13 protein-coding genes are annotated in these 20,915 nt (G+C 71.5%); 8 read left to right on the top strand and 5 right to left on the bottom strand.

What is annotated here, in order from left to right:
- Window positions 1-155: 155 nt before the first annotated feature.
- The 3 genes from AB0C96_RS18575 to AB0C96_RS18565 are packed head-to-tail and all read left to right on the top strand — an operon-like array spanning window position 156 to window position 3,701.
- Window positions 156-902, top strand: a complete 747-nt coding sequence (locus tag AB0C96_RS18575) for an ATP-binding cassette domain-containing protein (RefSeq protein ID WP_362918705.1) — start codon at window positions 156-158, stop codon at window positions 900-902.
- Window positions 874-3,036 carry a YhgE/Pip domain-containing protein gene (locus AB0C96_RS18570; protein WP_362918703.1) on the top strand — a complete coding sequence of 721 codons (2,163 nt, stop codon included), beginning with the start codon at window positions 874-876 and terminating at the stop codon, window positions 3,034-3,036. The genes AB0C96_RS18575 and AB0C96_RS18570 overlap by 29 nt, the downstream gene beginning before the upstream one ends.
- On the top strand, window positions 3,033-3,701 hold the full coding sequence (locus AB0C96_RS18565) for a TetR/AcrR family transcriptional regulator (protein ID WP_362918701.1): 669 nt from the start codon (window positions 3,033-3,035) through the stop codon (window positions 3,699-3,701). The genes AB0C96_RS18570 and AB0C96_RS18565 overlap by 4 nt, the downstream gene beginning before the upstream one ends.
- Here AB0C96_RS18565 and AB0C96_RS18560 read toward each other — a convergent pair.
- The 3 genes from AB0C96_RS18560 to AB0C96_RS18550 are packed head-to-tail and all read right to left on the bottom strand — an operon-like array spanning window position 3,698 to window position 5,900.
- Window positions 3,698-4,381 (bottom strand): hypothetical protein, encoded by a 684-nt coding sequence (locus AB0C96_RS18560; RefSeq protein ID WP_362918699.1) that lies wholly within the window; start codon window positions 4,379-4,381, stop codon window positions 3,698-3,700. The two genes, AB0C96_RS18565 and AB0C96_RS18560, sit on opposite strands and share 4 nt — an antisense overlap.
- Before the next feature lie 59 nt (window positions 4,382-4,440).
- Window positions 4,441-5,586, bottom strand: a complete 1,146-nt coding sequence (locus AB0C96_RS18555; RefSeq protein ID WP_362918697.1) for a WXG100 family type VII secretion target — start codon at window positions 5,584-5,586, stop codon at window positions 4,441-4,443.
- Window positions 5,583-5,900 (bottom strand): hypothetical protein, encoded by a 318-nt coding sequence (locus tag AB0C96_RS18550; RefSeq protein ID WP_362918695.1) that lies wholly within the window; start codon window positions 5,898-5,900, stop codon window positions 5,583-5,585. Before AB0C96_RS18550 ends, AB0C96_RS18555 begins: the two co-directional genes overlap by 4 nt.
- A gap of 408 nt (window positions 5,901-6,308) precedes the next feature.
- On the opposite strand from AB0C96_RS18550, the gene AB0C96_RS18545 reads away from it, so the two are divergent.
- Window positions 6,309-7,448, top strand: coding sequence for a ricin-type beta-trefoil lectin domain protein (locus AB0C96_RS18545; RefSeq protein WP_362918693.1), 1,140 nt, complete (start codon window positions 6,309-6,311; stop codon window positions 7,446-7,448).
- 128 nt (window positions 7,449-7,576) lie between these two features.
- Here the strand turns inward: AB0C96_RS18545 and AB0C96_RS18540 are convergent, their stop codons facing one another.
- Window positions 7,577-10,429, bottom strand: a complete 2,853-nt coding sequence (locus AB0C96_RS18540; protein WP_362918691.1) for an AAA family ATPase — start codon at window positions 10,427-10,429, stop codon at window positions 7,577-7,579.
- Window positions 10,430-10,813: 384 nt separating this feature from the next.
- Here AB0C96_RS18540 and AB0C96_RS18535 point away from each other — a divergent pair, with 384 nt between their 5' ends.
- The 3 genes from AB0C96_RS18535 to AB0C96_RS18525 all read left to right on the top strand — a co-directional run bounded on the left by AB0C96_RS18535 (window position 10,814) and on the right by AB0C96_RS18525 (window position 18,670).
- Window positions 10,814-11,197, top strand: coding sequence for a hypothetical protein (locus AB0C96_RS18535; RefSeq protein WP_362918690.1), 384 nt, complete (start codon window positions 10,814-10,816; stop codon window positions 11,195-11,197).
- A 129-nt stretch (window positions 11,198-11,326) separates the two neighbouring features.
- Window positions 11,327-16,366: a toxin glutamine deamidase domain-containing protein gene (locus AB0C96_RS18530; protein ID WP_362918688.1), complete on the top strand. Its 5,040-nt coding sequence runs from the start codon at window positions 11,327-11,329 to the stop codon at window positions 16,364-16,366.
- Between the two features lie 87 nt (window positions 16,367-16,453).
- Window positions 16,454-18,670, top strand: a complete 2,217-nt coding sequence (locus AB0C96_RS18525; RefSeq protein ID WP_362918686.1) for an SUKH-4 family immunity protein — start codon at window positions 16,454-16,456, stop codon at window positions 18,668-18,670.
- 161 nt (window positions 18,671-18,831) lie between these two features.
- Here AB0C96_RS18525 and speB read toward each other — a convergent pair whose 3' ends face one another.
- Window positions 18,832-19,818: an agmatinase gene (gene speB / locus AB0C96_RS18520; RefSeq protein WP_362918685.1), complete on the bottom strand. Its 987-nt coding sequence runs from the start codon at window positions 19,816-19,818 to the stop codon at window positions 18,832-18,834.
- A gap of 144 nt (window positions 19,819-19,962) precedes the next feature.
- On the opposite strand from speB, the gene AB0C96_RS18515 reads away from it, so the two are divergent.
- Window positions 19,963-20,760, top strand: coding sequence for a phosphatase (locus AB0C96_RS18515; RefSeq protein ID WP_362918683.1), 798 nt, complete (start codon window positions 19,963-19,965; stop codon window positions 20,758-20,760).
- Window positions 20,761-20,915 lie beyond the last annotated feature (155 nt).

The raw sequence follows: 20,915 nt of genomic DNA, 5'->3' as shown, positions 1-20,915 counted from the left end.
GCACCTTAGGACGGCTCCGCCATCCGGGTCACGGACCGGGCGTCGACTTCCGGCCAGCCTTCGCCATATCGCGCCGATTGGGCACCCGATTGGTCAAAAGGGCCACTCGTACGGCACACTTTTAGACTGACCAGTCAGATCAAAAGGGAGGTCGTGTGAACACCACCCGCCAGGGGGCGGCGGTCAGCGCCAGGGGAATCGGGGTTCAGGGCCCACGGGGATGGGCCTTCCGGGGCATCGACATCGCCGCGGACCCGGGCTCGTTGATCGCCGTCCAGGGCCCCTCGGGCTCCGGGCGCACCTGCCTGCTGCTCGCCCTCACCGGCCGGATGCGGATCACCGAGGGCCAGGCGACGGTCGCCGGATTCCCGCTGCCCAAGCGGATGGGTACCGTGCGCGGCCGGACCGCCATCGCCCACGTACCGGGCATCGCCGACCTCGAACCGGCCCTCACGGTCGGCGAACACCTCAAGGAACAGGCCCTGTTGGGCCGGCGCGTCCAGGGCTCGCTCCCGTGGGGCAAGCGCCACAAGGACGCCACCCGGGCCCGGATGGACGCCGCCCTCGCGGCCGCCCGCCTCGATCCCGGCACCCTCGCCAAGGGCCTCGGCACCCACGTCCGCGACCTGGAGCGGCTGGAGGCGCTGCGGCTGTCGATCGCCCTCGCGGTGATGCACCACCCGCAGCTGCTCGCCGTCGACGACGTCGACCTCAAGCTGTCCGCGGACGAACGCGCCCAGGCCTGGCAGCTGTTGCGCGACCTCGCACACGACGGCACCACCGTCGTGGCGGCCGGCAGCGACGCCCCCGCGGACGCCCTGATCGTCCGCACCACCCCCCACACCACCGCGCAGACCGAGGAGGAACCGGCGCATGCGTTCGCCGCGACTGGCCGCGCTTGAGCTCAGGCGGTTCGGCCGGGGCAAGCTGCCCCGGCTCGGGCTCGTCGCCCTGATGCTCATCCCCCTGCTGTACGGAGCCCTCTACCTCTGCTCCTTCTGGGACCCCTACTCCCGCCTGGACAAGATCCCGGTGGCCCTGGTCAACGACGACCGGGGTACCACCGTCGGCGGCAAGAAGATCACCGCCGGCGACGACCTGGCGGCGAACGTCAAGGACAGCAAGACCTTCGACTGGGAGGAGGTCAGCGCCGCGGACGCCGCCAAGGGCGTCGAGGACGGCACGTACTACCTGTCGCTGACGGTCCCGAAGAACTTCAGTGAGCGGATCGCCTCCAGCTCCGGGGACGACCCGAAGACCGGCGCGCTCCAGGTCCGCACGAACGACGCCAACAACTACGTCGTCGGCTCGATCTCCAAGACCGTCTTCTCCGAGATCCGCGCCAAGACCTCGGCGACCTCGTCCCGGGCCATGCTGGACAAGATCTTCGTGTCCTTCTCCGACCTGCACGACCAGACCGCCAAGGCGGCGGACGGGGCCGGCAAGGTCGACGACGGGGTCGGCACGGCCAAGGACAAGACCGGCGAACTGGCGGACGGGCTGGGCAAGCTGGACCAGGGCTCCGGCAAGGTCAGCAAGGGCGCGGGGGACGTCAGCAAGGGCACCGGCGAGGTCAGCAAGGGTGCGACGGTGGCCGCCTCGAAGGCCCGGGAGCTCAGCCAGGGTGCGAGCAAGGTCGCGGACGGCACCCAGCAGCTCGCCGACAAGGTCCAGGGCATCGCGAAGAAGGACCTGCCCTACCTCCGTGAGCACGGCAAGGACATCGGGGAGAAGGCGCGGATCGTCGCCGACCTCACCCAGGCGCTCGACGACGACCTCGACAAGCTGCCCGGCAACTCCGCCAGGGCCGCCCAACAGGCCCGCCAGAACGCCGACAACGCCGCCGAGCTGTACCGCGAGCGGTGCGGCGGGCTGGTCTCCACCGACACCGACTGCGCCAAGTTGAAGGCGATCGCGGACGGCAGCGCCCTCGCCGCCGACGCCGCGGAGAAGGTCAACGACACCATCGCGCACACGGACTTCGGGCAGCTGCGCGCCAAGCTGCGCGAGCTGCACCAGGGCGCCGTCCTGGTCGCCGACAACGCGCCGGGCATCGCCGACCGTGCGGACACCGCGATCGGCCAGATCAACCAGCTCAACGCCGGCGCCCACCAGCTCTCCCAGGGCGCGGGCCAGTTCGCCGACGGCCTGGGATCGCTGGCCGCCGGTGCCGGCAAGGTCGCCGACGGCGCGGGGAAGGTCGCCGACGGCGCCGATCAGGTCCACAACGGCCTCGGCGACGCCAAGGACGGTGCCGAGAAGCTCACCGGTGGCCTGTTCAAGCTCAAGGACGGCACCAACCAGCTGGCCGACGGGCTGCACAGCGGCGTCGCCAAGATCCCGGACTACGACAAGAAGGACCGCGACGCCCGCACCGAGGTGATGGCCGACCCGGTCGCCCTGGCCGCCAAGTCGCTGCACAAGGCGCCCAACTACGGCACCGGCCTGGCGCCGTACTTCATCCCGCTCTCCCTCTGGGTCGGCGCGATGGTCGCGTTCATGCTGCTCCAGCCGCTGGGCAAGCGCGCACTGGCCGCGGGCGCCCCGGGCTGGCGGATCGCCCTCGGCTCCTGGCTGCCGGCCTTCGCCATCGGCGTCGTCCAGGTGCTGGCTCTGATCGCCGTGCTCCACTGGGGCCTCGGCCTGGAGATGGCCCGCTCGGCCGCCACCATCGGCTTCCTGCTGCTGGCCACGGCCACCTTCACCGCCATCATCCAGCTGCTGAGCGCCTTCTTCGGCCCGGCCGGCCGGGTGCTCACCCTGGTCGTGCTGATGCTCCAGCTGACGTCGGCGGGCGGCACCTACCCGGTGCAGACCAGCCCCGGGTTCTTCGCCGCCATCCACCCCTTCCTGCCGATGAGTTACGTCGTCGACGGGCTGCGCCGCCTGATCACCGGTGGCGACCTCACCGTCGTCTGGCAGGGCTGTGCGGTCCTTGCGGCCTTCACCCTCGGCGCGCTGGCCCTCACCGCCCTCGCGGCGCGCAGCCGGCAGGTCGTCCGGATGAAGGACCTGCACCCGGAGCTCAGCCTGTGAACGGCTCCACGGGCCTTCGGGGCGGTGCCGTTCGCGGCACCGCCCCGGGGGCCACCCCCGGCCGCCGCTCGACCACCCGGCGCCGGCTCTTCGACGCCGCCGTCACCCTCATCGCCGAACAGGGCTTCTCCGCCACCACCGTCGACGAGATCGCCGACCGCGCCGGCGTCGCCAAGGGCACCGTCTACTACAACTTCAGCAGCAAGAACGTCCTCTACGAGGAGCTGCTGCGGGACGGCCTCGACCTGCTCGCCGACTCGCTGCGCCGGGCCGCCGACACCACCGTGGCACGCGGCGGCACCCGGGTCGACGCGCTGGACGCCATGATCCGCGCCGGCCTGGACTTCATCGCCTGCTCCCCCGCCCTGACCCAGCTCTACGTCGCCGAGCTGTGGCGCACCAACCGCACCTGGCGCGCCACCTTGCAGTCCGTACGCGGCCGGGCCCTGGCCGTCGTCGAGTCGGTCCTGGAGGACGCCGTGCGGACCGGCGAACTCTCACGAGAAATCGACGTCCCGCTCACCGCCTCCGCCCTCCTCGGCATGGTCCTGGTGGCCGCCCTGGACTGGCAGTCCTTCCAGCCGGACCGGTCGGTGGACGAGGTGCACGCGGCGCTGTCCCGGCTGCTACAGGGGCGGGTGGGGTCGGCGGCAACAAGCAGCTAAGGAGCCTCGCCCGCTCCGCCGCCCCCTCCCGCACGGGCCGACTCGGCAGCCGTGTCCAGGAGTTCCTGCGGCACTCCGGCGACCAGCGCGCAGAGGTCCGTGACGGCCTCGGCCAGCGTCTCCGGACTCTGGTGGCCCTTCGACCAGGCAACGGCGGTCCGGCCGTCCAACCGCCAGTGCCGACCGGACAGTTGGGGCAGGCCGAGCACCTCCGGCGTCACCAGGGCAGCGACGGTCGGCGCATCGGCCGCCACCACCGTCGTACCGGCGAACCGCGGTCCGGCGGCGGCCCCGGCGTCGCCCTCGAAGAGCTGGAACCCTGCGGACGAGGAGAAGTCCCGCACCCGGGGCGGCCAGAGCGGGTTGTCCGGATAGACGCCGAGGAGGGGGAGCGGGTACGGGAACGTCAGGGTGACACCGGCCGACTTGACCTCGCCGCCCGCATCGGCGCCCCTGCCCTTCTGAGTGAGCTGCCAGAGCAGCACCTCCACCGGCTGCCGGCCGCCCCGGGCGTCGGGGACCTCGCCGACCGCGGCGTGGTCGAAGGCGTACCCGCCGAGGCTGAACGGCTGCACACCGCGGAAACGCATCTTCGCCTCCGCCCGGTCGTTCCACTTGGACAGCGCCCGCCACCCCGGGCGGACGCTCTCCCACTTCTCGGACCACGCCCGGTACGTCATCGCAGGTGGCGGAGGCGCTCCGTCCGTCCGCCGCCTTCGGCCCGTGCCGCCCTTGCGCATCACTCCTCCGGAAGGTGCACGGCGCCGTCCTCGTCGGTCATCGCCTTCCCCGCCTTCGGCAGGCCGGAACCGTTGTTGATCGTGGTCTCCACGGCACCCCCCTCCGCGTAGGTGATGCCGTTGGCGCCGATCTCATAGCCGGTGTGGATCTGCCCCTGCACGCCATCGGTCCCGTGGTTCCCCGGGAAGTTGTTGGCCCGGTGGGCACCCAGGCCGCCGGTGATGAAGCTGGTGGCGGCGTCGGCTCCGACGGTCGTGGCGTTCGGGTCGAACTGCTCGGCCACCGCGGTGCCGGCCGCGCTGCCCACCGCGCCGGAGGCGATCTTCTGGGCGGCCGCGGCGCCTCCGGTCAGCCCGTCGCCGTTCAGGAGCTTGCCCGCCATGCCGGGTGCCGCATGCCTGCCCATCGGGGCGAACGCCTTGCCCAGCGCGCCGGGGCCGGCGGCAACGGTGCCCGCGACCGCCGCGTTCTGCAGGTCCTGCCAGCCGAGGCCGAAGCCCTGGCTGGGGTCGCCGGTGGCCAGCTTGGTGCCGACCGTGCCCGCGTAGTTCATGGCGGTGTTCTTGAGCGCGTCGCCGAGCAGCTTGGACAGGCCCTTGACGATACGGATCAGGGTCTTGGAGTCGCCGACCAGCTTGAGCACGGCCTCCTCGGCCCGGGTCGCCAGGCCCGCGAACTTCTCCACCAGGCTGATGATCTTCATCGCCCGGGCGCCGGAGGCCGCGGCGGCCACCGCGTCCGAGATGCCGGCCGTGACCACCGTCAGCAGCGCCCCGGCCAGCTCCATCTCGGCGATCTCCAGGGCGATTTCGACGATCTCCTTGAGGATGGCCTCGGCCTCGTCCGCGTAGGCCGCCAGCTCCTTCCGCACCTCCTCGAAGTTCTTCGAGGTGTCCTGGAGCGCCTTGTACTGCTGCTGCCAGTGCTTCTTGAAGGACTCGGCCGCCTGCCCCTTCCAGGTGCCGCCGACGACGGAGTCGACCTTGCCGTTGAGGTGTTCGGCGGTCTGGTGGAGGTCCTGACCGAAGCTGCGCCAGCCCGCGGCGAGGTCGCGCAGGGTCTCCGGGTCGCCGCCGGGCCAGGGGATGCCGATCGTCTCCAGGACCGGCGTGATCTTGTCGACCAGGAAGCTGTTGAGGCTCACGACCGACCCCCCATGGACGAGACGGTGACCGCTTCGACGGCGTCGTAGTTGGCGGCGGAGTGCTCCAGACCGAAGCCGGAGTGCCGTAAGAGGGCGGCGAGTTCGGCGAGGCCCTCTTCGGTGTGGACGAGCATCTCCGCGTACTGGCTGGTGACTCCCGTGCAGGCGCCCAGCAGTCCGAAGGCGGTGCCGATCTGCCCGGCCTGGGCGGCGAACCCCTGGAGCCGGTTGTCGATCTCGTCCGCCGCGGTGCTGAACTCCGCGGCCAACTCCCTTATGCCCTCTGGGTGTGCCTCGAAGTGCTCGGATGACATGTGTGCCGTTCCCCCGTCGCGTCCGGTCCCGGACCCGGCTCGTCACCTGGTCCGTGCTGTTGGCCGAAATCGGACGCTACGGGGCACGGCGGGGCGTGGAGCCCGGTGCGCGAGCATTTTGGCGCCGGACTGACGCGATCTTGACGGGGGCCTGACGGGGGGCTTGATGGGGGCCTGACGTCATGTACTCGCGCAGTCTCCCGCCGCCATCCGTCCCGAAAGCCTCCATCAGTTGACGGATGTATCACCGCGTGGCCGCCCGTACGTTGACACCGCCGCAGCGGACCACGGCCGGGGGCCGGATGCTTCCTCCCCCTTTCGGAGAGGTTGCTGCCTTGCTGCGGCGTAAGGGGCCGGTCATAGAACCCGCCCCGCAGGCAAGAACTGCCGAAGGAGAACAGACCAATCATGATCACCGAGTCGACCCCTCACGGGCCGGTGCGGCGCACGATGGCCGCATTCGCCGCGGTCGCCTTCGCCACGCTCGCCACGTCGGTGTCTCCGCTGACGACCGGAACGGCCCATGCGGACTCCTCCGCCTTGGCGGGCCTGTCCCTGTCACCGCGCTTGCCCCAGGCAGACGGCCTCGCGCCGTCCCTGGACCTGGCGAAGGACTCGCCCGACTACGGGACCGAGATCGTCGTCAACAAGACGCCGATGGCGAACTGGAGCATCTTGCCCAACGGTGACGGGAGTTTCCTGATCCGCAACGACAAGACGCAGAAGTGCCTCGACTTCAACACCGACAACAACCATCTCGTCGAGCCGGTGTACTGCGACCCGACCAACACCAAGCAGAACTGGTATCTGCAGCCCTCGGACGGAGGTGGCGGCTACTACCTGATCCGGAACGTCAACACCGACAAGTGCATGGACGTGTTCGGGGGAAGCGGTAACGACGGCACGACGGTCGGCATCGACGGTTGCCACGGGCGCAGCAACCAGGAGTGGATCATCGGTCCGACGCCCAGCCCGGGGTCCACGGGCCCCACCCTGTCGGATCTGGCCACCGCGTACGCCCTCAAGCAGTGCAGCAACAGTTCCAGCATCATCAAGTCCTGTGACTACACGGTCACCGGCGACAGCGTGGCGTCCGTGGGGAACCTCAAGCGGGTCAGCTCCAACGTGTGGAACAACAGCACCGATCCGGCGGACCGGACCATCACCTGGACGCAGACCTCGTCCGAGTCCAACACGGTGGGCAGCTCCATCACCGTCACCAGCGAGGTCGGGGTCAACATCGAAGTCGTCTCGGTCAAGGTCAGCAGCGCGATCAGCGCACGCTACGAGCACTCCTGGACCCAGACCAACACCGTGAGCGACGCCAACAAGATATCCGTGAAGCCGAACAACTACAGCTGGGCGATGCGAGGCCAGCTGATGAAGACGGTGACGGGCAAGTGGACGTTCACCAACGACCTCGGTGACAAGTGGTCCGGTGACGGCACCGCCACGCTCCCCGCCGTCGACGGCACCGACGACCTCAGCAGCAACCTGGTGCTGTGCACGAGCGACAGCACCGCCAAGGAGTGCGTCGACAACCGGTGACCGGTGCACCGCCCGCCACCTCGTGATCCGACGGCACGCCGTCGGACGGTTCCCCGGCCTCGGCGAACGGAGCCGGGGAACAACGCGTCGGCCCGCCGCACCCTTCCCCTGCGCCGGGCACCGCAGGGTCAGTCCTCGGAAGGCGGCCGTCCGGACCTCTGCCGACGGGTCACCTCCGCGGCGATCTCCACCCGCGAGGTCATCGCCAGCTTTCTGAGGATGCTGGAGACGTGGGTGCTGACGGTGCTCCGGGCGATGGACAGCCGAGCCGCGATCTCGGGGTTCGAGCACCCTTCGGCCACGTGCTCCGCGACCAGGCGTTCCGTATGCGTGAGTGCTTGCCAGCCGTCGCGTACGCCGGTTCGGGACCGGTGTGAGCCGCGGCGGACGGCGACCGCCCGCAGCCGGGACGTCGCCTGTGCCACGTCCCGGACCGCGCCGAGCCGGGTGAACGTCTCCAGCGCTTGGTCGAGCAGGAGACGGGCGTCGTCCAGACGGCCGCGGCGGGCCAGCGCTTCGGCCGCATCGGTACAGGCGTGTGCCGCGTTGAGCGGCCGCGGTGCGTTGCGATAGCAGCGGACCGCCTCCATGAGCAGATCGGGATCCCCGCTCAGCAGCCCCTCGCAGCGGTAGGCGTCGCCGAGGTGGTAGAGGCCGCCGCTGTCCTCGGCTCGTCGCTGCGCGGCGGCGGCGTAGCGCCGTGCGCTGTCGTGATCCCCCTGGGCCAGGGCGAGTCGGACCAGATCGGGTGTCAGGAAGCCCAGGATCAGCTGGCCCGGTAGATGGCCGACGCCCTCGTCGAACGCCTCGGCAAGCCGGGAGTACGCGCGCCGGTCATCGCCCCGCGCCTCGTCCAGCAGGGCGCCCGCGCACATCGGCAGGTACTCGTAGAAGGCGGCGACCGTCGCGTTGTCGAGCTCGGGCAGCACGGCGGTCAGGTGTGTTTCGGCAAGGGGGCGCCGGCCTCTGTGTACGGCGATCACCGCCGCCATCGCCCGTAGCGCCCGGCTCATCGCGGCCTGGTCTCCACAGTCGAGACCTGCTTCGACCTCCGCCAGCGCGTCGTCCCAGCGCCCTGTATGGAAGGCCAGGAGCGCGCAGGACAGGTGGTACCAGGGCAGGAACACCCCGCCGATGCGCTCCGCCGGTCTTCGTACGGCGGCGAGGGTCCGCTGGGCGTCGGGCCCGAGGTCGAGATCGATGTAGCAGTTGACCAGGGAGAGTTGCAGCCCCAGCCACTGAGCGGGGTGCATCGTGTCGGGGGTGAGGCGGGAGGCCTGCCGCGCCAGTCCGACCGCTTCGGCGTCCGGCGTTTCGAGGAAGCGCTTGGCAGCCAGGACATGCAGGCTGCTGGCCAGAGCCGAACTGTCACCGGCCTCGTCGGCGGCGCACCGGGCACGTGAGGCGACCGCGCCGGCTTCGGTGAGATCGCCCAGCGCGAAGAGGCACACCGCGCTGAACGCCTGGAGCCGGACCCGCTCGATCGCCACCACACCGGGGCTCCGGCATCCGGCCCGCGCCTCCGCCAGCGCCAGGTCGGGGCGGCCGCGGGCGAACGTGGCCTGGATGACGATCCAGCGCAGCACGGATTCCAGCCCGGACTCGGGTGCCTTGGCCAGGGCGGAGCGGGCACTCTCCTCTGCCTCCGGGAGGTGGCCGCAGGAGAGCTGCGCGACGGCGTGGTGGAGACGGAGGTTGCCGTACCCGGTGTCCGCGGGGTCGCCGATTTCCAGCGCCGTGGTGAGGAGCCGCAGAGCCATGGCCGGGGCTCGCGTGGTGAGCCGGGCCGCGGACCTTTCCAGCCATGTGATCAGGAATCCCGGACTCGGCACCCCATGGAGCAGGTGCTCGGCAACGCGTTCAGGAGCCGCGCCGGCCTCGGCGAGACGCTGCGCCGCTCTCATGTGCAGCATGGCCCGGACCGACCCCGGCACGGCGTCGTACAGCGCGTCCCGGATGAGCTCATGACGGAAGCGCAGGCACTGTCCGGTGTCCTTCAGGATCCCTGACTCCTCGGCCTCCGCCATGGCGGTCAGCAGGTCGCGTATCGGGATGTCCATGACCTCTGCGAGTTCGACGGTGGTGCAGCCGGCGCCCAGTACAGAGACGGTGCGCAGCATATGCAGCACGTCCTCACGCAGGTAACGAAGCCGGTGCGTCACCAATGCGGTCAGTGGCGGCAGCACACAGCCGGCGGAGATCTCCGCCGTGGCCCCGCCGGTCTCGATGGCGTGCTCGCGCTGGAGCGCGGCGATCAACTCCGTGATGTACAGCGGGTTTCCGGCGGCTCCCTCGGACATCCGCCGCAGTCGCGGGCCGGCCTCCCGGCCGCACAGATCTGCCAGCAGGGCCGAAACGGCCCGGGTATCCAGTGGTGCCAGTTCCAGCAGGGTGCGGTTGCCGGCGACCGGGCTCCGCGACAGGTGGGCGAGGTCCCCCGCTCCGGACACGGGCCGGTGGGCGCCGACGACCAGAAGCGGCAACTGATGCACCGAACGCACCAGCTTGTGCAGCACGGTCAGGCTCGCCGGATCGGCCCACTGCAGATCGTCGAGGAACAGGGCCAGCGGCCCCTTCGCGCACAGGTCCTCGACCAGCCCGACCATCGCCTCGATCGTCGCGGCGTCCGCCCCCGCCACATCGCTCCTGACGCCCGGCACACCGTAGCGAGCATCGCCGCGCAGGACCTCGGCGGCCTGCGCTCGCCGGTCGTCCGAGGGGGACTCCTCCAGCTTCAAGCAGCTTGAGATCACGGCGAACGGGCATGGCTGGGCGAGATTCGGGGCGCTCGCGGAGAGCACCTGTATGCCCCTGCGCCGTGCGTCCGCCGCGGCCTCCTCAAGCAGCGCGGTCTTCCCAAGACCGGCCTCCCCCACCACGAAGCCGGCCTGCCCCACGCCCGCGAGTGTGGACTCCGCCAACCGGGACAGCTCCGCCAGCTCGGCCGCACGCCCCAGAAGGCGACCTTCGAATGAAGCCATTTGCTCCGCCGCACGCCATGCAATGTCAGGGATTTCATAGCACACGTCTTGGATATTCCTAGTAGACGTCCGCCACCCGGACAACATCGCCCCGGCTGGCCGATGCATGCGATCTCCGACCTTCCCGGTCGCCCCGGCACCAACCGATGATCACGCACCTTGCGGAGGTGACCGGGGGCGCACCGGGCACGCCGTTCACAGCCGTGGAGAGCGCCCGCACTCGACAGCCCTCACCTCTCACCTCTCGCCTCTCACCACCACCGCCGCCGCGCACCGGTGACACCCTTGTGACAGTCAACTCCTTGAGGACACAAGGGGATCGGCGACTAGACTTTGCCTCACGTTGTGCTTCGTTTGACCATGAGCGAGTGAACGGGGGCTGCTGTGGCCGGAGAGGGACTACAGGCCGACATTCCGTCACTGAAGTCCGGGGGCAGGGACTTCACCAACGTCGGGGAGCGCTACCAGTCCGCCGTGGACAAGCTCAAGAACACGCTCACCGGGCTGGAGGGCCAGGACACCCCGCCCTGGGGCGATGACGACATCGGCGAGAAGTTCGGCGTCGTCTACGAGGGCCTGCGGGACGGCATGTACGAATCGATGGGGCATCTGGCCGCCAAGCTCCAGGAGATCGGCGGCGCCCTGAACACCATGGCCGACAACCACCAAGCCGACGAGGACTTCAACGACTCCCTGATGAAGCAGCACGTCGCCAACGCCGAGGCGCAGAGCCAGCTGATCAGCAACTTCAAGTCGCCCAACACCTGACACGACACAACCACCGGCTGACCTACTGACCGCCTAGCCAACTAACTAACCGACGCACCGCCGGGTCGCCCACTCCGCCCGCTCCGCACGCTCCGTCATCGTTACGAGGATCTACGGGGGAACACCGTCATGTCACTCATGCTGCCGGACTGGCTGGAGTGGGTCCTGGAGATGCTCGGCTTCGACTGGCCGACGGGCGACGAGGACAAGATGAACGAGTCCGCCGGCGCATGGCGTGAGTTCGCCAACGCCGTCGAGCAGCTCCAGTCCGAGGGCGTCACGGCCGCGGGCAACGTCCTGTCGGCCAACTCCGGTGACAGCATCGAGGGCTTCAGCAAGACCTGGGAGAAGTACTCCGGCAACGGCTCGGGCTACCTCGACGACGCCCGTACGGCGGCCGAGCTGATCGCCTTCGCGATGGACGCGGGGGCGGTGGTCATCATCGGGATGAAAGTCGCGGTGATCGCCCAATTGGCGATCCTCGCGGCGGAGATCATCGCAGCTCAGGCGGCCGCGCCCTTCACATTGGGGCTCTCCGAGATCGGCGCCGCGGGAGCCACCCAGGCCACCCGCCTGATCGTCCGGCGCATCCTCAAGGAAGCCCGGGAGGCCCTGGTCGAGGCGATCATGGAGACGGTCAAGGAGCCCGCCGTCTCCGCGCTGGAGGCCATGATCTCCGACGCCATCGCGCAGGGCATGAACATGAACTTCGGTGCCCAGCAGGGCTTCGACGTCGGCCGCAGCCTCAAGACCGGCGCGGAGGCCGGCATCGATGCGGCCAAGAACTCCGGCCAGACCTTCGCCGAATCACTGCGCGACGGCGCGGGTGCCCGGGCCGGCCACCATGCGCGCAGCGGGCTGGACCACGCCGCGGGGCGGGGCGGTGGCGAACACGGCGGTGAGGACGCGGGCGGGAACGGCGGGGGATCGAGCGAATCCACCGGGTCCGGGAGCGGCAGCGGCAGCGACGGCGGTGGCGGGTCCGGGAGCAACGGCGGGAGCGGATCCGGGAGCGGGAGCGGGAGCGGGTCCGGGAGCGGGAGCGGATCCGGGAGCGGGAGCGGTGACGGCGGGGGCTCCGGCAGTGGATCGGGGTCCGGCAGCGGATCGGGTACCCACACTGGTTCGGACGGTGGCGGTGGGTCGGGCTCCCAGGGCGGATCTGACGGCGGAGGCGGGTCAAGCGGCTCCAGCGGCAGTGCCGGTGATGGTGCATCAGGCAATGGCTCTGGCAGTGGCTCGGGGAGCGGCTCCGCGAGTGGTGCCGGCTCCGGTGCCGCGAGCGGCGGAGGCGGCACGGGCCCGGGCAGCGGCTCCGACGGCCCCTCGCACGCCCCGCGCCCCATGAGCGACACCGGCGCGGACGGTGGCCCGAGCAGCAGCCCGACGACCGGGCCCGACAGCTCCACCGGCGGCCAGGACGGCGGCCGCACCACGCCCACGGCCCAGCCGCTGCCGCCCCCGGACCAGCGCACCGCGTTCGACGAGGGCTACACGGGAGGCAACAACCACAACCCGTACGGGGGCTCCACCACCCCGGACTCCGGGCACACCCCCGACTCCGGACACACCCCGGACTCGGGGCACGCTCCGGACTCCGGACACACTCCGGACTCCGGCCCCACCCCCACCCCGGGCGGTCCCACCCACGACTCGGGCGGTCCCACCCACGACACAGGTGGCCCCACCCACGACACGGGCGGCTTAACCCCCGAATCAGGTGGTTCGGCTCCCGACTCCGGGCGCCCCGACGCGGATGCGGCGAACACCCGCCCCACCCGGGACAGCACTCCCACCTCGGACCGCACTCCCACCCCGGACAGCAGCACTCCCACCCGGGACACCACTCCCGACGCGGCACGCCCCGACGGCCCACGCCCCGACGCGGACCCGGTCAGCACCCATCCGACGCCGAGCCCGTCCCCACACCCCGACGCGGCCGACTCCGGTCCGTCCCCCGCACCCGCCCCGGACCATGCGTCCACGCACCAGCCGACCGCCGCCCCCGCCGACGGTCCGTCCCACCCGGACGCGTCCTCGTCGCCGCAGCAGACCTCCCCCTCACCCGACCCGGTCGCCGGCAACCCGCGGCCCGGCAGCGGTACTTCCCCTTACGGCGACGGTGGCGGCTCCGACTCCAGCTCCAGCTCCGGCACCGACTCCCGCCCACACGACGGGGACAACTCCCAGAGCGGGGCAGGTGGCGGCCGTTCCGCCGCACCGCACGTCAGCGTGCCCTCCCCGTCCCACGGCGCGCCGGTGCCGCACACACCGTCCACCGGGCCGTCGGTCGGTCAGCGGGACCCCTCCCCCGGTGACCCCATGCCGCACTCGCGGGGTGACGACGACACCACCGTCACCACCCAGTCCGCCGACACCGCGACCATGCCGCCGCCCACCCAGCACACCCCGGACACCAACACCGGAACCGGAACCGGCACTCCGACCGCCGCACAGCAGTCACCGCAGCACGGCACGCAGACACCGGGGCCGGTGATGGGCGTCCCCACCGCGATGCCGTCCCAGGGCGGCCCCGCGACGCCGAACGCCGCCCCGCCGCGCGGCGCCACACCCCCGTCGACCGGCAGCCCCAGCAGTGCGCCCGGCAGCCCGCCCAACCGCCGCCCGGACGGCTCCCAGCCGATCCACGACATCGGGCAGCAGCGCCGCCCGGACCGCCCCGCCCACGACCCCCGCCCCGACGGGCCACGCCGCCCGGAAGACCCGCGGAGCCCACAGGGCGGCCGCCCGGACCCGCGCCAACAACGCCCCGTCCCGGCCCAGCCACGCCCCGACTCCGGCCGCCCGGACACCACACGTCCGGACACGACACGCCCCGACACCACACGCCCGGACAGCGCCCGCCCGGACACCCAACGGCCGCCGCAACAACGGCCCCACGCCCCCGCCCCGCAACACCCGCAGACCGACCGACCAGACCCGCGCCGCCCCGAGCAGCACGACACCAACTCCACGGACCGGAACGACACACACCGGAACGACGGGCACGGGAACGACACACACGGGAACGACGGGCACGGGCAAGACACACACGGGCAGGACACCCGCGAGCACGACACCCAAGGGACCCGACCGGCCCCCAGCTCACCGGACCACACCAACCAACAAACCACCGACCACAGCGACACCCCAGACCACGCCGACACCACCAACCACACCAACGACACCGACACCGACACCGACACCGACACCGACACCACCGACCACGCCGATCCCCCGCCCGCCTCCGAGACCCGTAACCGCGAGCGCCCCGGTGGCCTCGAAGGCCCCACCGACGAACACCAACAACACGTCGAGGACTCGATCCCCAAGGACGAGAACGGCGCGCCGCAACGCCACCCCGATCCCGGCGACGGCCACTGGGTCAACACCATCAACGACCCCGGCCCCGACGCCCCCGGCCGCAACAACAACTGCGTCGACGCCGCCCTCGCCGCCGCCGACACCTACTCCGGCAACCCCACCGCCGCCGCCCACCGCACCCCCGACACCAACCCCGACGGCACCCCCTCCGACCGCGGCGAGAACAACGGCCGCGACCGCATCGAGAACACCCTCGGCGCCCGCTTCAACGACTACGGCAACGGCCGCGACGCCTTCCACCGCCTGGAGAACGACCTCCGCGACGCCGGCCACGGCTCCCAGGCCGTCATCATCACCCAGGACCGCAACGGCCGCGCCCACGCCTGGAACGTCGTCAACCACAACGGCAAGATCACCTACGTCGACGCCCAAACCGGCAGGACCAGCAACACACCCCTCCACGACGGCAGCAACGGCGTCCACGCCATCCCCCTCGACGGCAACCGCCGCCCCCTCCCCGACACTTCGCCCCACGACCGGGGCACGGAAGGCCACAACGACCGCCGGCCCGCCGCCGAACCCGCGGGCAACGGCGACGGGAAGAAGCGCGAACGGGACCCCGACGAGCAGGACGCCGACGAGGGCGACCACGGCAAACGACCGAGGCGGAACGACGAGCACGAGTCCCACGCCACCTCGGACGTGGACATGCCCGACGCCGACGCCCATGACTCCGACGCCCATGACTCCGACGCCCATGACTCCGACCCCCACGACGGGCACGACGCCTCCCGGCCGGACACCTCGGACCTGGATGCGGACCCCCGCCTGGAGCGCGAGACCGACACCGACCACACCCACCGCAGCGGCCTGCCGCCGGACGACTCCCAGGCGCACGTAAGGGAGACCAACCCGGTCTACCGGATCTCGGACCACGACCGGGTCGACTCCCACCTGCAACAGTGGGCCAAGGACGGCAAGCTGGCAGACGTCCTGCGCACCGCGGCCGGTGACGCCGACCACCCCGACGCCTCCCCGCACAAGCCGACCACCTTCACCAACGAGGGTCTGGAACGGGCGCTGCCGGGGTTCTCCGAACTCAACCGCGGCGAGCGCATGGTGGTCGTCTCCACGCTCGCCCGCCTCAGCCATTCGTTCCACCAGGAGTACGGGGTGTCGGAGCACCCCGTGTCGATGGACGGCAGCTCCAAGGGCGTGCAGGAACACAAGGAGTCGGGCGAGAAGGTCCTGGAGAAGCTCGTCGAGAAGGGCAAGAGGCCCAAGGGCGACAACGTCGAATCGCACCTGCCCGACTTCAGCAAACGGAACTACGCGGTGATCGAGGTCCAGGGACCGCACGGCACCGAGTACGTGGTGGACACCTCGTTCCCCAACTCCCCGGGCGAAGCCGGCCAGCACTCGGAGGCACACCTGCTCGGCTGGATCAACCGGGTAAAGGAGGCCAACGAACAGGCGGGGTACAAGGTCACCGGCCTGTACACCGAGCGCGAACCCTGCGGGGAGAAGAAGGGCGGGCTCGGCAGGTCGAACTGCTCCAACCTGCTCAGTGAGAAACTGGGCGGGCAGCCCGTGTTCTACAGCACCACCTACCGTGCCGACCAGGACGCCATCCAGGCGCGCACGGACCTGCGGAACGAGAAACAGGCCGAGGCGCGCGAGCGGCTGGGCGTATCCTCCCTGCCGCAGGAGGAGCTCCGCCGGATCAACTCCGAGGTGAACAAGGCCGTACCGCAGACCACTGCCGAGAAACAACGGGAGACGGAGATCAACCGGCGCGTCCAGAAGGTCCGGAAGCTGTGGAACACGGTCGCCCAGCAGGTGTAGCGGCCCCCTTCCCGCAACACCGGCCACCGCCCGCGGCCCACCACCCACGGCTCACGGCCCACCGCCCGCGGCCCACAGGAAGGAACGATGACACACCCGCAGTTCGACTACGAGCCCGTGACGCCGGAGCGGGCGAGCGCCCGGATTCTGGAGTGGTGGGAGGACGGCACCGAGCGCCGTCCGGTCGCCGAGGTCGTCGGCGCCCCCGGTTCCGGTCGCACCGCCGTGCTCGCCCAGGTGCGGGATGCGGTACCCGACGCCCACTGGGTGGATGTGACCGGCCTGACCGCGGAGGACGTCCTCGACCACCTGCTGTCGGAGGCGGGTGAGGACACCGACTCCCTCTGGCGACGCGCCGAATGGGACGAGGCACTGGACGCGGAGTTCAGCGGCCGACTGATCATCCTCTGCAACGCCCACCGGGCGGGCCGCACACGGACGTCGGCACAACCGGGCCGGGTGGTCCGGGACCTGGCGAGCGACCTCGCCGTCAAGGCCGGTGCCAGGGTGCTCGTCGAGGCCGACCCGGGCGAGCACTGGCTGCGCGACCGGCTGGCGTTGCGCACGACCCCCGACGCCGCGGACCGGCAGAGCGGCCCCGGCACGCCGGACGGGCCGGCCCCCGACGTCCCGGACCGGCAGAGCAGCGGGCTCGGCGACACCCTGGAGGCCGTCACCGCGCTCGCCCTCGCCGAAGTCCGCCGGGTCCCGCTCGCCGTGTGGGCCGAACTGGCCCGGGGCTTCGGGCTGCCGCCGCTGACCGAGGACGCGCTGGCAACGCTGGCGGAGGAGGCCTCCACGACGCTGGAACTGACCGAAGGGATCGTGTCGTTCCGCGACGAGCGGACGGCGGAGGCCCTGCGCCGCTCCGCGGACCCCGCGCGCAGCCGCGCCGCCCATCTGCACCTGGTGGGCCACCTGAGGATGTGGGGCGCCGCCTCCCGGCACCCGGAGGGCTGGGCTGCGGCGGGCGCCACCGGCCGTTACGCCACGTCCGGTCTGGCCATGCACGCCGTACGGGCCGGAGTCTTCGACGAGGTGCAGCGGGACGGCACAGTGGTTGCGCACCTCGATCAGGTGGCGCTGCTCGACGCGGCGAACTGCACCGGCGACGCAGGGGCGTTGATCGACGCCGAAACCCCCGCCGGGGACGCCGCCCATCTGTGGCTCAGCGGGGTCGACTCGCTGCCCCAGGCCGAGTGGGCGGCATGGCTGCACCTGATGAGCACCGCCCGCGGGGACGCGGACACGGCGTCCGCCATCGAGCACTCGGGCATCTCCCTGCCGTGGAAGGTGCGCTGGGCCCACTGGCGGCCGCCGGGCGGGACACGGGCGGACAGCGTCGTGCCGGGGCCGCTGAGCCAGGTGCGCGAGGTGACCTGTGGCGGCCGTACCGCCGTCGCCGGCCAGGGCACCTGGGACCGCCGCTTCTGGGTGTGGGCCGCCGACACCGGTGCCCTCCTGGCGGGCCCGTGGAGCGCGGGCGTGCCCTCCGAGGGGCAGGCGGAGGAGGTGTGGCCGCGGGGCGAGGACACCGGTCTGACACAGCCCTGGGACCGCCTCACGGTGGACGACGGCATGGAGCCCTCCTTCATCGCTGGGCGGTTGCCGGTCGGGAAGAGCGTCATCGTCCACGGAATGGGCGGACTGTTCGCGATCGATCCGGCCGACCCGGCGGACTTCTCCGGGCCGACGGCGGTCCACGGAGAGCCGATGCTCGCCGGGTTCGGTGACACCAACGGCGTCCTGCCCCTGGACTGGGACGCCCCGCGCCCGGACGTCCTGCACGACCTCTTCGGCTCCGGCGCGGTACGCCGAGTGCCCGAGGAGGGGTTGCCCGCCTCGATCACCGCACCCGACGCACGGGAGGTACTGACCCGCATCGGGCTGCCCGCGATCACCAGCACGGAGCTGGAGCTGTTGGCGGTGGACGAGGGGCTGGCCGCCCTGTCGCCGGACGAGCTGCCGGGTCTGGCCCGCGTGGAGCGGGAGCCGGGCGGCGGGACGGGCGGCTTCTTCCGGCTGGGCCGGTGGGCCGGCGCGGTGATCGCGCTGGACGGCGGGTCCGGCCGGGTCTACCGGTGCCCGGACGGCGACGGTGCCGCCGTCCTCGTCGCCTCGGAGCTGGGGCGCTTCGTCGCCATGCTCCAGCTCCACGTCTTCGCGCTGTGCGCACTGACGATGGCGTCGAGCACCATCGAGCGGGAGCGGATCCGCCAGGCCCTGGAGACCGGCCTGGCGGAGATCGACCCGGCCGGCACGGAGTCCGGCACCTGGGCCGCCGCCTTCGACGAGAGCGACTGAACGGACGCCCGGCGACTACCGGACGCCCAACGATTGCCGGACGTGCATCCGCTACCGGACGTGCATCCGCTACCGGACGTGCATCCGCTACCGGACGTGCAGCGACCGCCGAGCGGCGGTCGCTGCCGTCAGCCGCGGGTGCCCTCGTCCGCGGGTACCGCCTACTGCCCCTGGCGCGCGGCGGCGATCTGCCGCGACATGATCGTCGTCAGCTCGTACGCCGTGTGCGAGGCGGCCACGCAGGTGATCTCCGCGTGGTCGTACGCCGGGGCGACCTCGACGACGTCCGCCGAGACCAGGTTGCAGGACGACAGGCCACGGATGATCTCCAGCAGCTCGCGGGAGGTCAGGCCACCGGCCTCGGGGGTGCCGGTGCCGGGCGCGTGGGCCGGGTCGAGCACGTCGATGTCGATGGAGATGTACAGCGGACGGTCACCGATCCGCTGCCGGAGCTGGTCGGCAACCTCGTCGACACCACGCCGCATGACGTCGGCGGAGGTGACGATGCCGAAGCCCATCTTCTCGTCGTCGTCCAGGTCCTTCTTGCCGTAGAGCGGACCACGGGTTCCCACGTGCGAGAGGGCCGAGGTGTCGAGGATGCCCTCCTCCACGGCGCGACGGAAGGGCGTGCCGTGCGTGTACTCCGCGCCGAAGTAGGTGTCCCAGGTGTCCAGGTGCGCGTCGAAGTGCAGCAGCGCCACCGGGCCGTGCTTCTTCGCCACCGACCGCAGCAGCGGCAGCGCGATGGTGTGGTCACCACCGAGCGTCATCATCCGCGCACCGGTGGCGAGCAGGTCGTCGGCCGCGGCCTCGACCGTCTCCACCGCCTCGTTGATGTTGAACGGGTTCGCCGCGATGTCACCGGCGTCGGCGACCTGGGCGAGCGCGAAGGGCGAGGCGTCCTGGGCGGGGTTGTAGGGCCGCAGCAGCCGCGACGCCTCACGGATGGCGTTGCCGCCGAAGCGGGCGCCGGGACGGTAGGAGACGCCGGTGTCGAAGGGGACACCGACGACGGCCACGTCGGCCCGGCCGCCGACCTCGTCGAGGCGGGGCAGGCGGGCGAAGGTGGCCGGCCCGGCGTAGCGCGGGATGCGGGAGGAGTCGATGGGGCCCACGGGGCCGTTGGAGGCGCTTGCTGCGGTGGTCATGCAGCCGAGCGTAGGCACCGGACGACGGACACGACATGGACATTCACGGCGGAGATCGACAAGCCGTTCGACATTTCGTCCAGCGGGCGTCCGGGCTACGGAACTCGCCCGCCCCGAAACATACGTCCGGGCACAATGGCAGCTATGCCGATAGCCTCCGCAGCCGCCGTTCCCTCGCGCGCCGAACTCGTCGCCCATCTCGTCCGCACCCGGATCGCCGGTGACGTGGCCACTCCCCGCGAGAACAACCTCGCCCACTACCGCAGGCTCGCCAACGGCGACCGCTACTACTGGTTCGGCCTGGAGTTCGGCGACCGGTGGGCGGACGAGCAGGACGTGCTGGCCGTGATGGCGGAGCGCTGCGGGGTGAACGACGATCCGCACCACCGGCAGGGACAGGACACCATCGACCCGGAACTCACGGTGGACGCGCTGGACCGTACGGCGGCGGTGCTGCGCAAGGCGGCCGCCGACAAGAAGCGGGTGCTGTTCGCGACCGGCCACCCCGGCGGGCTGCTCGACGTGCACCGGGCGACGGCGGCCGCACTCCGCACGGCGGGCTGCGAGATCGTCGTCATTCCGGACGGGCTCCGGGCGGACGACGGCATGGTCTTCCAGTTCGCGGACGTGGCGGTACTGGAGCGCGGGGCCACGCTGTGGCACACCCACTCCCCCGAGCCGATGGCCGCGATCCTGGACGGACTGGAGCGGGACGGCCGGCCGCAGCCCGATCTGGTGATGGCCGACCACGGCTGGGCGGGCTGCGCGGGCCAGCGCGGCATCCAGGCCGTCGGCTTCGCGGACTGCAACGACCCGGCCCTGTTCCTCGCCGAGGCCGAGGGCACCCTCCAGGTCACCATCCCCCTGGACGACCACGTCCACAGCCCGCGCTACTACGACCCGCTGACTGCTTATCTGCTGGATGCGGCGGGGCTGGGCTGAGGGGCCTGGGGGCCTGAGAGGCCTGAAGGGGGCCTACTTGAAGTGGCCCTAAGGGGCGGCCGAACACATCCCGTAGGGGACACGAGGACCCCCTGCGGGGCCACAACGGGGCGGCGGGGAGCGATATTCCGGCGGACCGAAGCGGCGTTGTCCGC

The organism is Streptomyces sp. NPDC048506 (assembly GCF_040651315.1).
In the GTDB taxonomy this organism is placed as follows: Bacteria; Actinomycetota; Actinomycetes; order Streptomycetales; family Streptomycetaceae; genus Streptomyces.
This window is presented reverse-complemented; position numbering and strand designations above follow the sequence as displayed.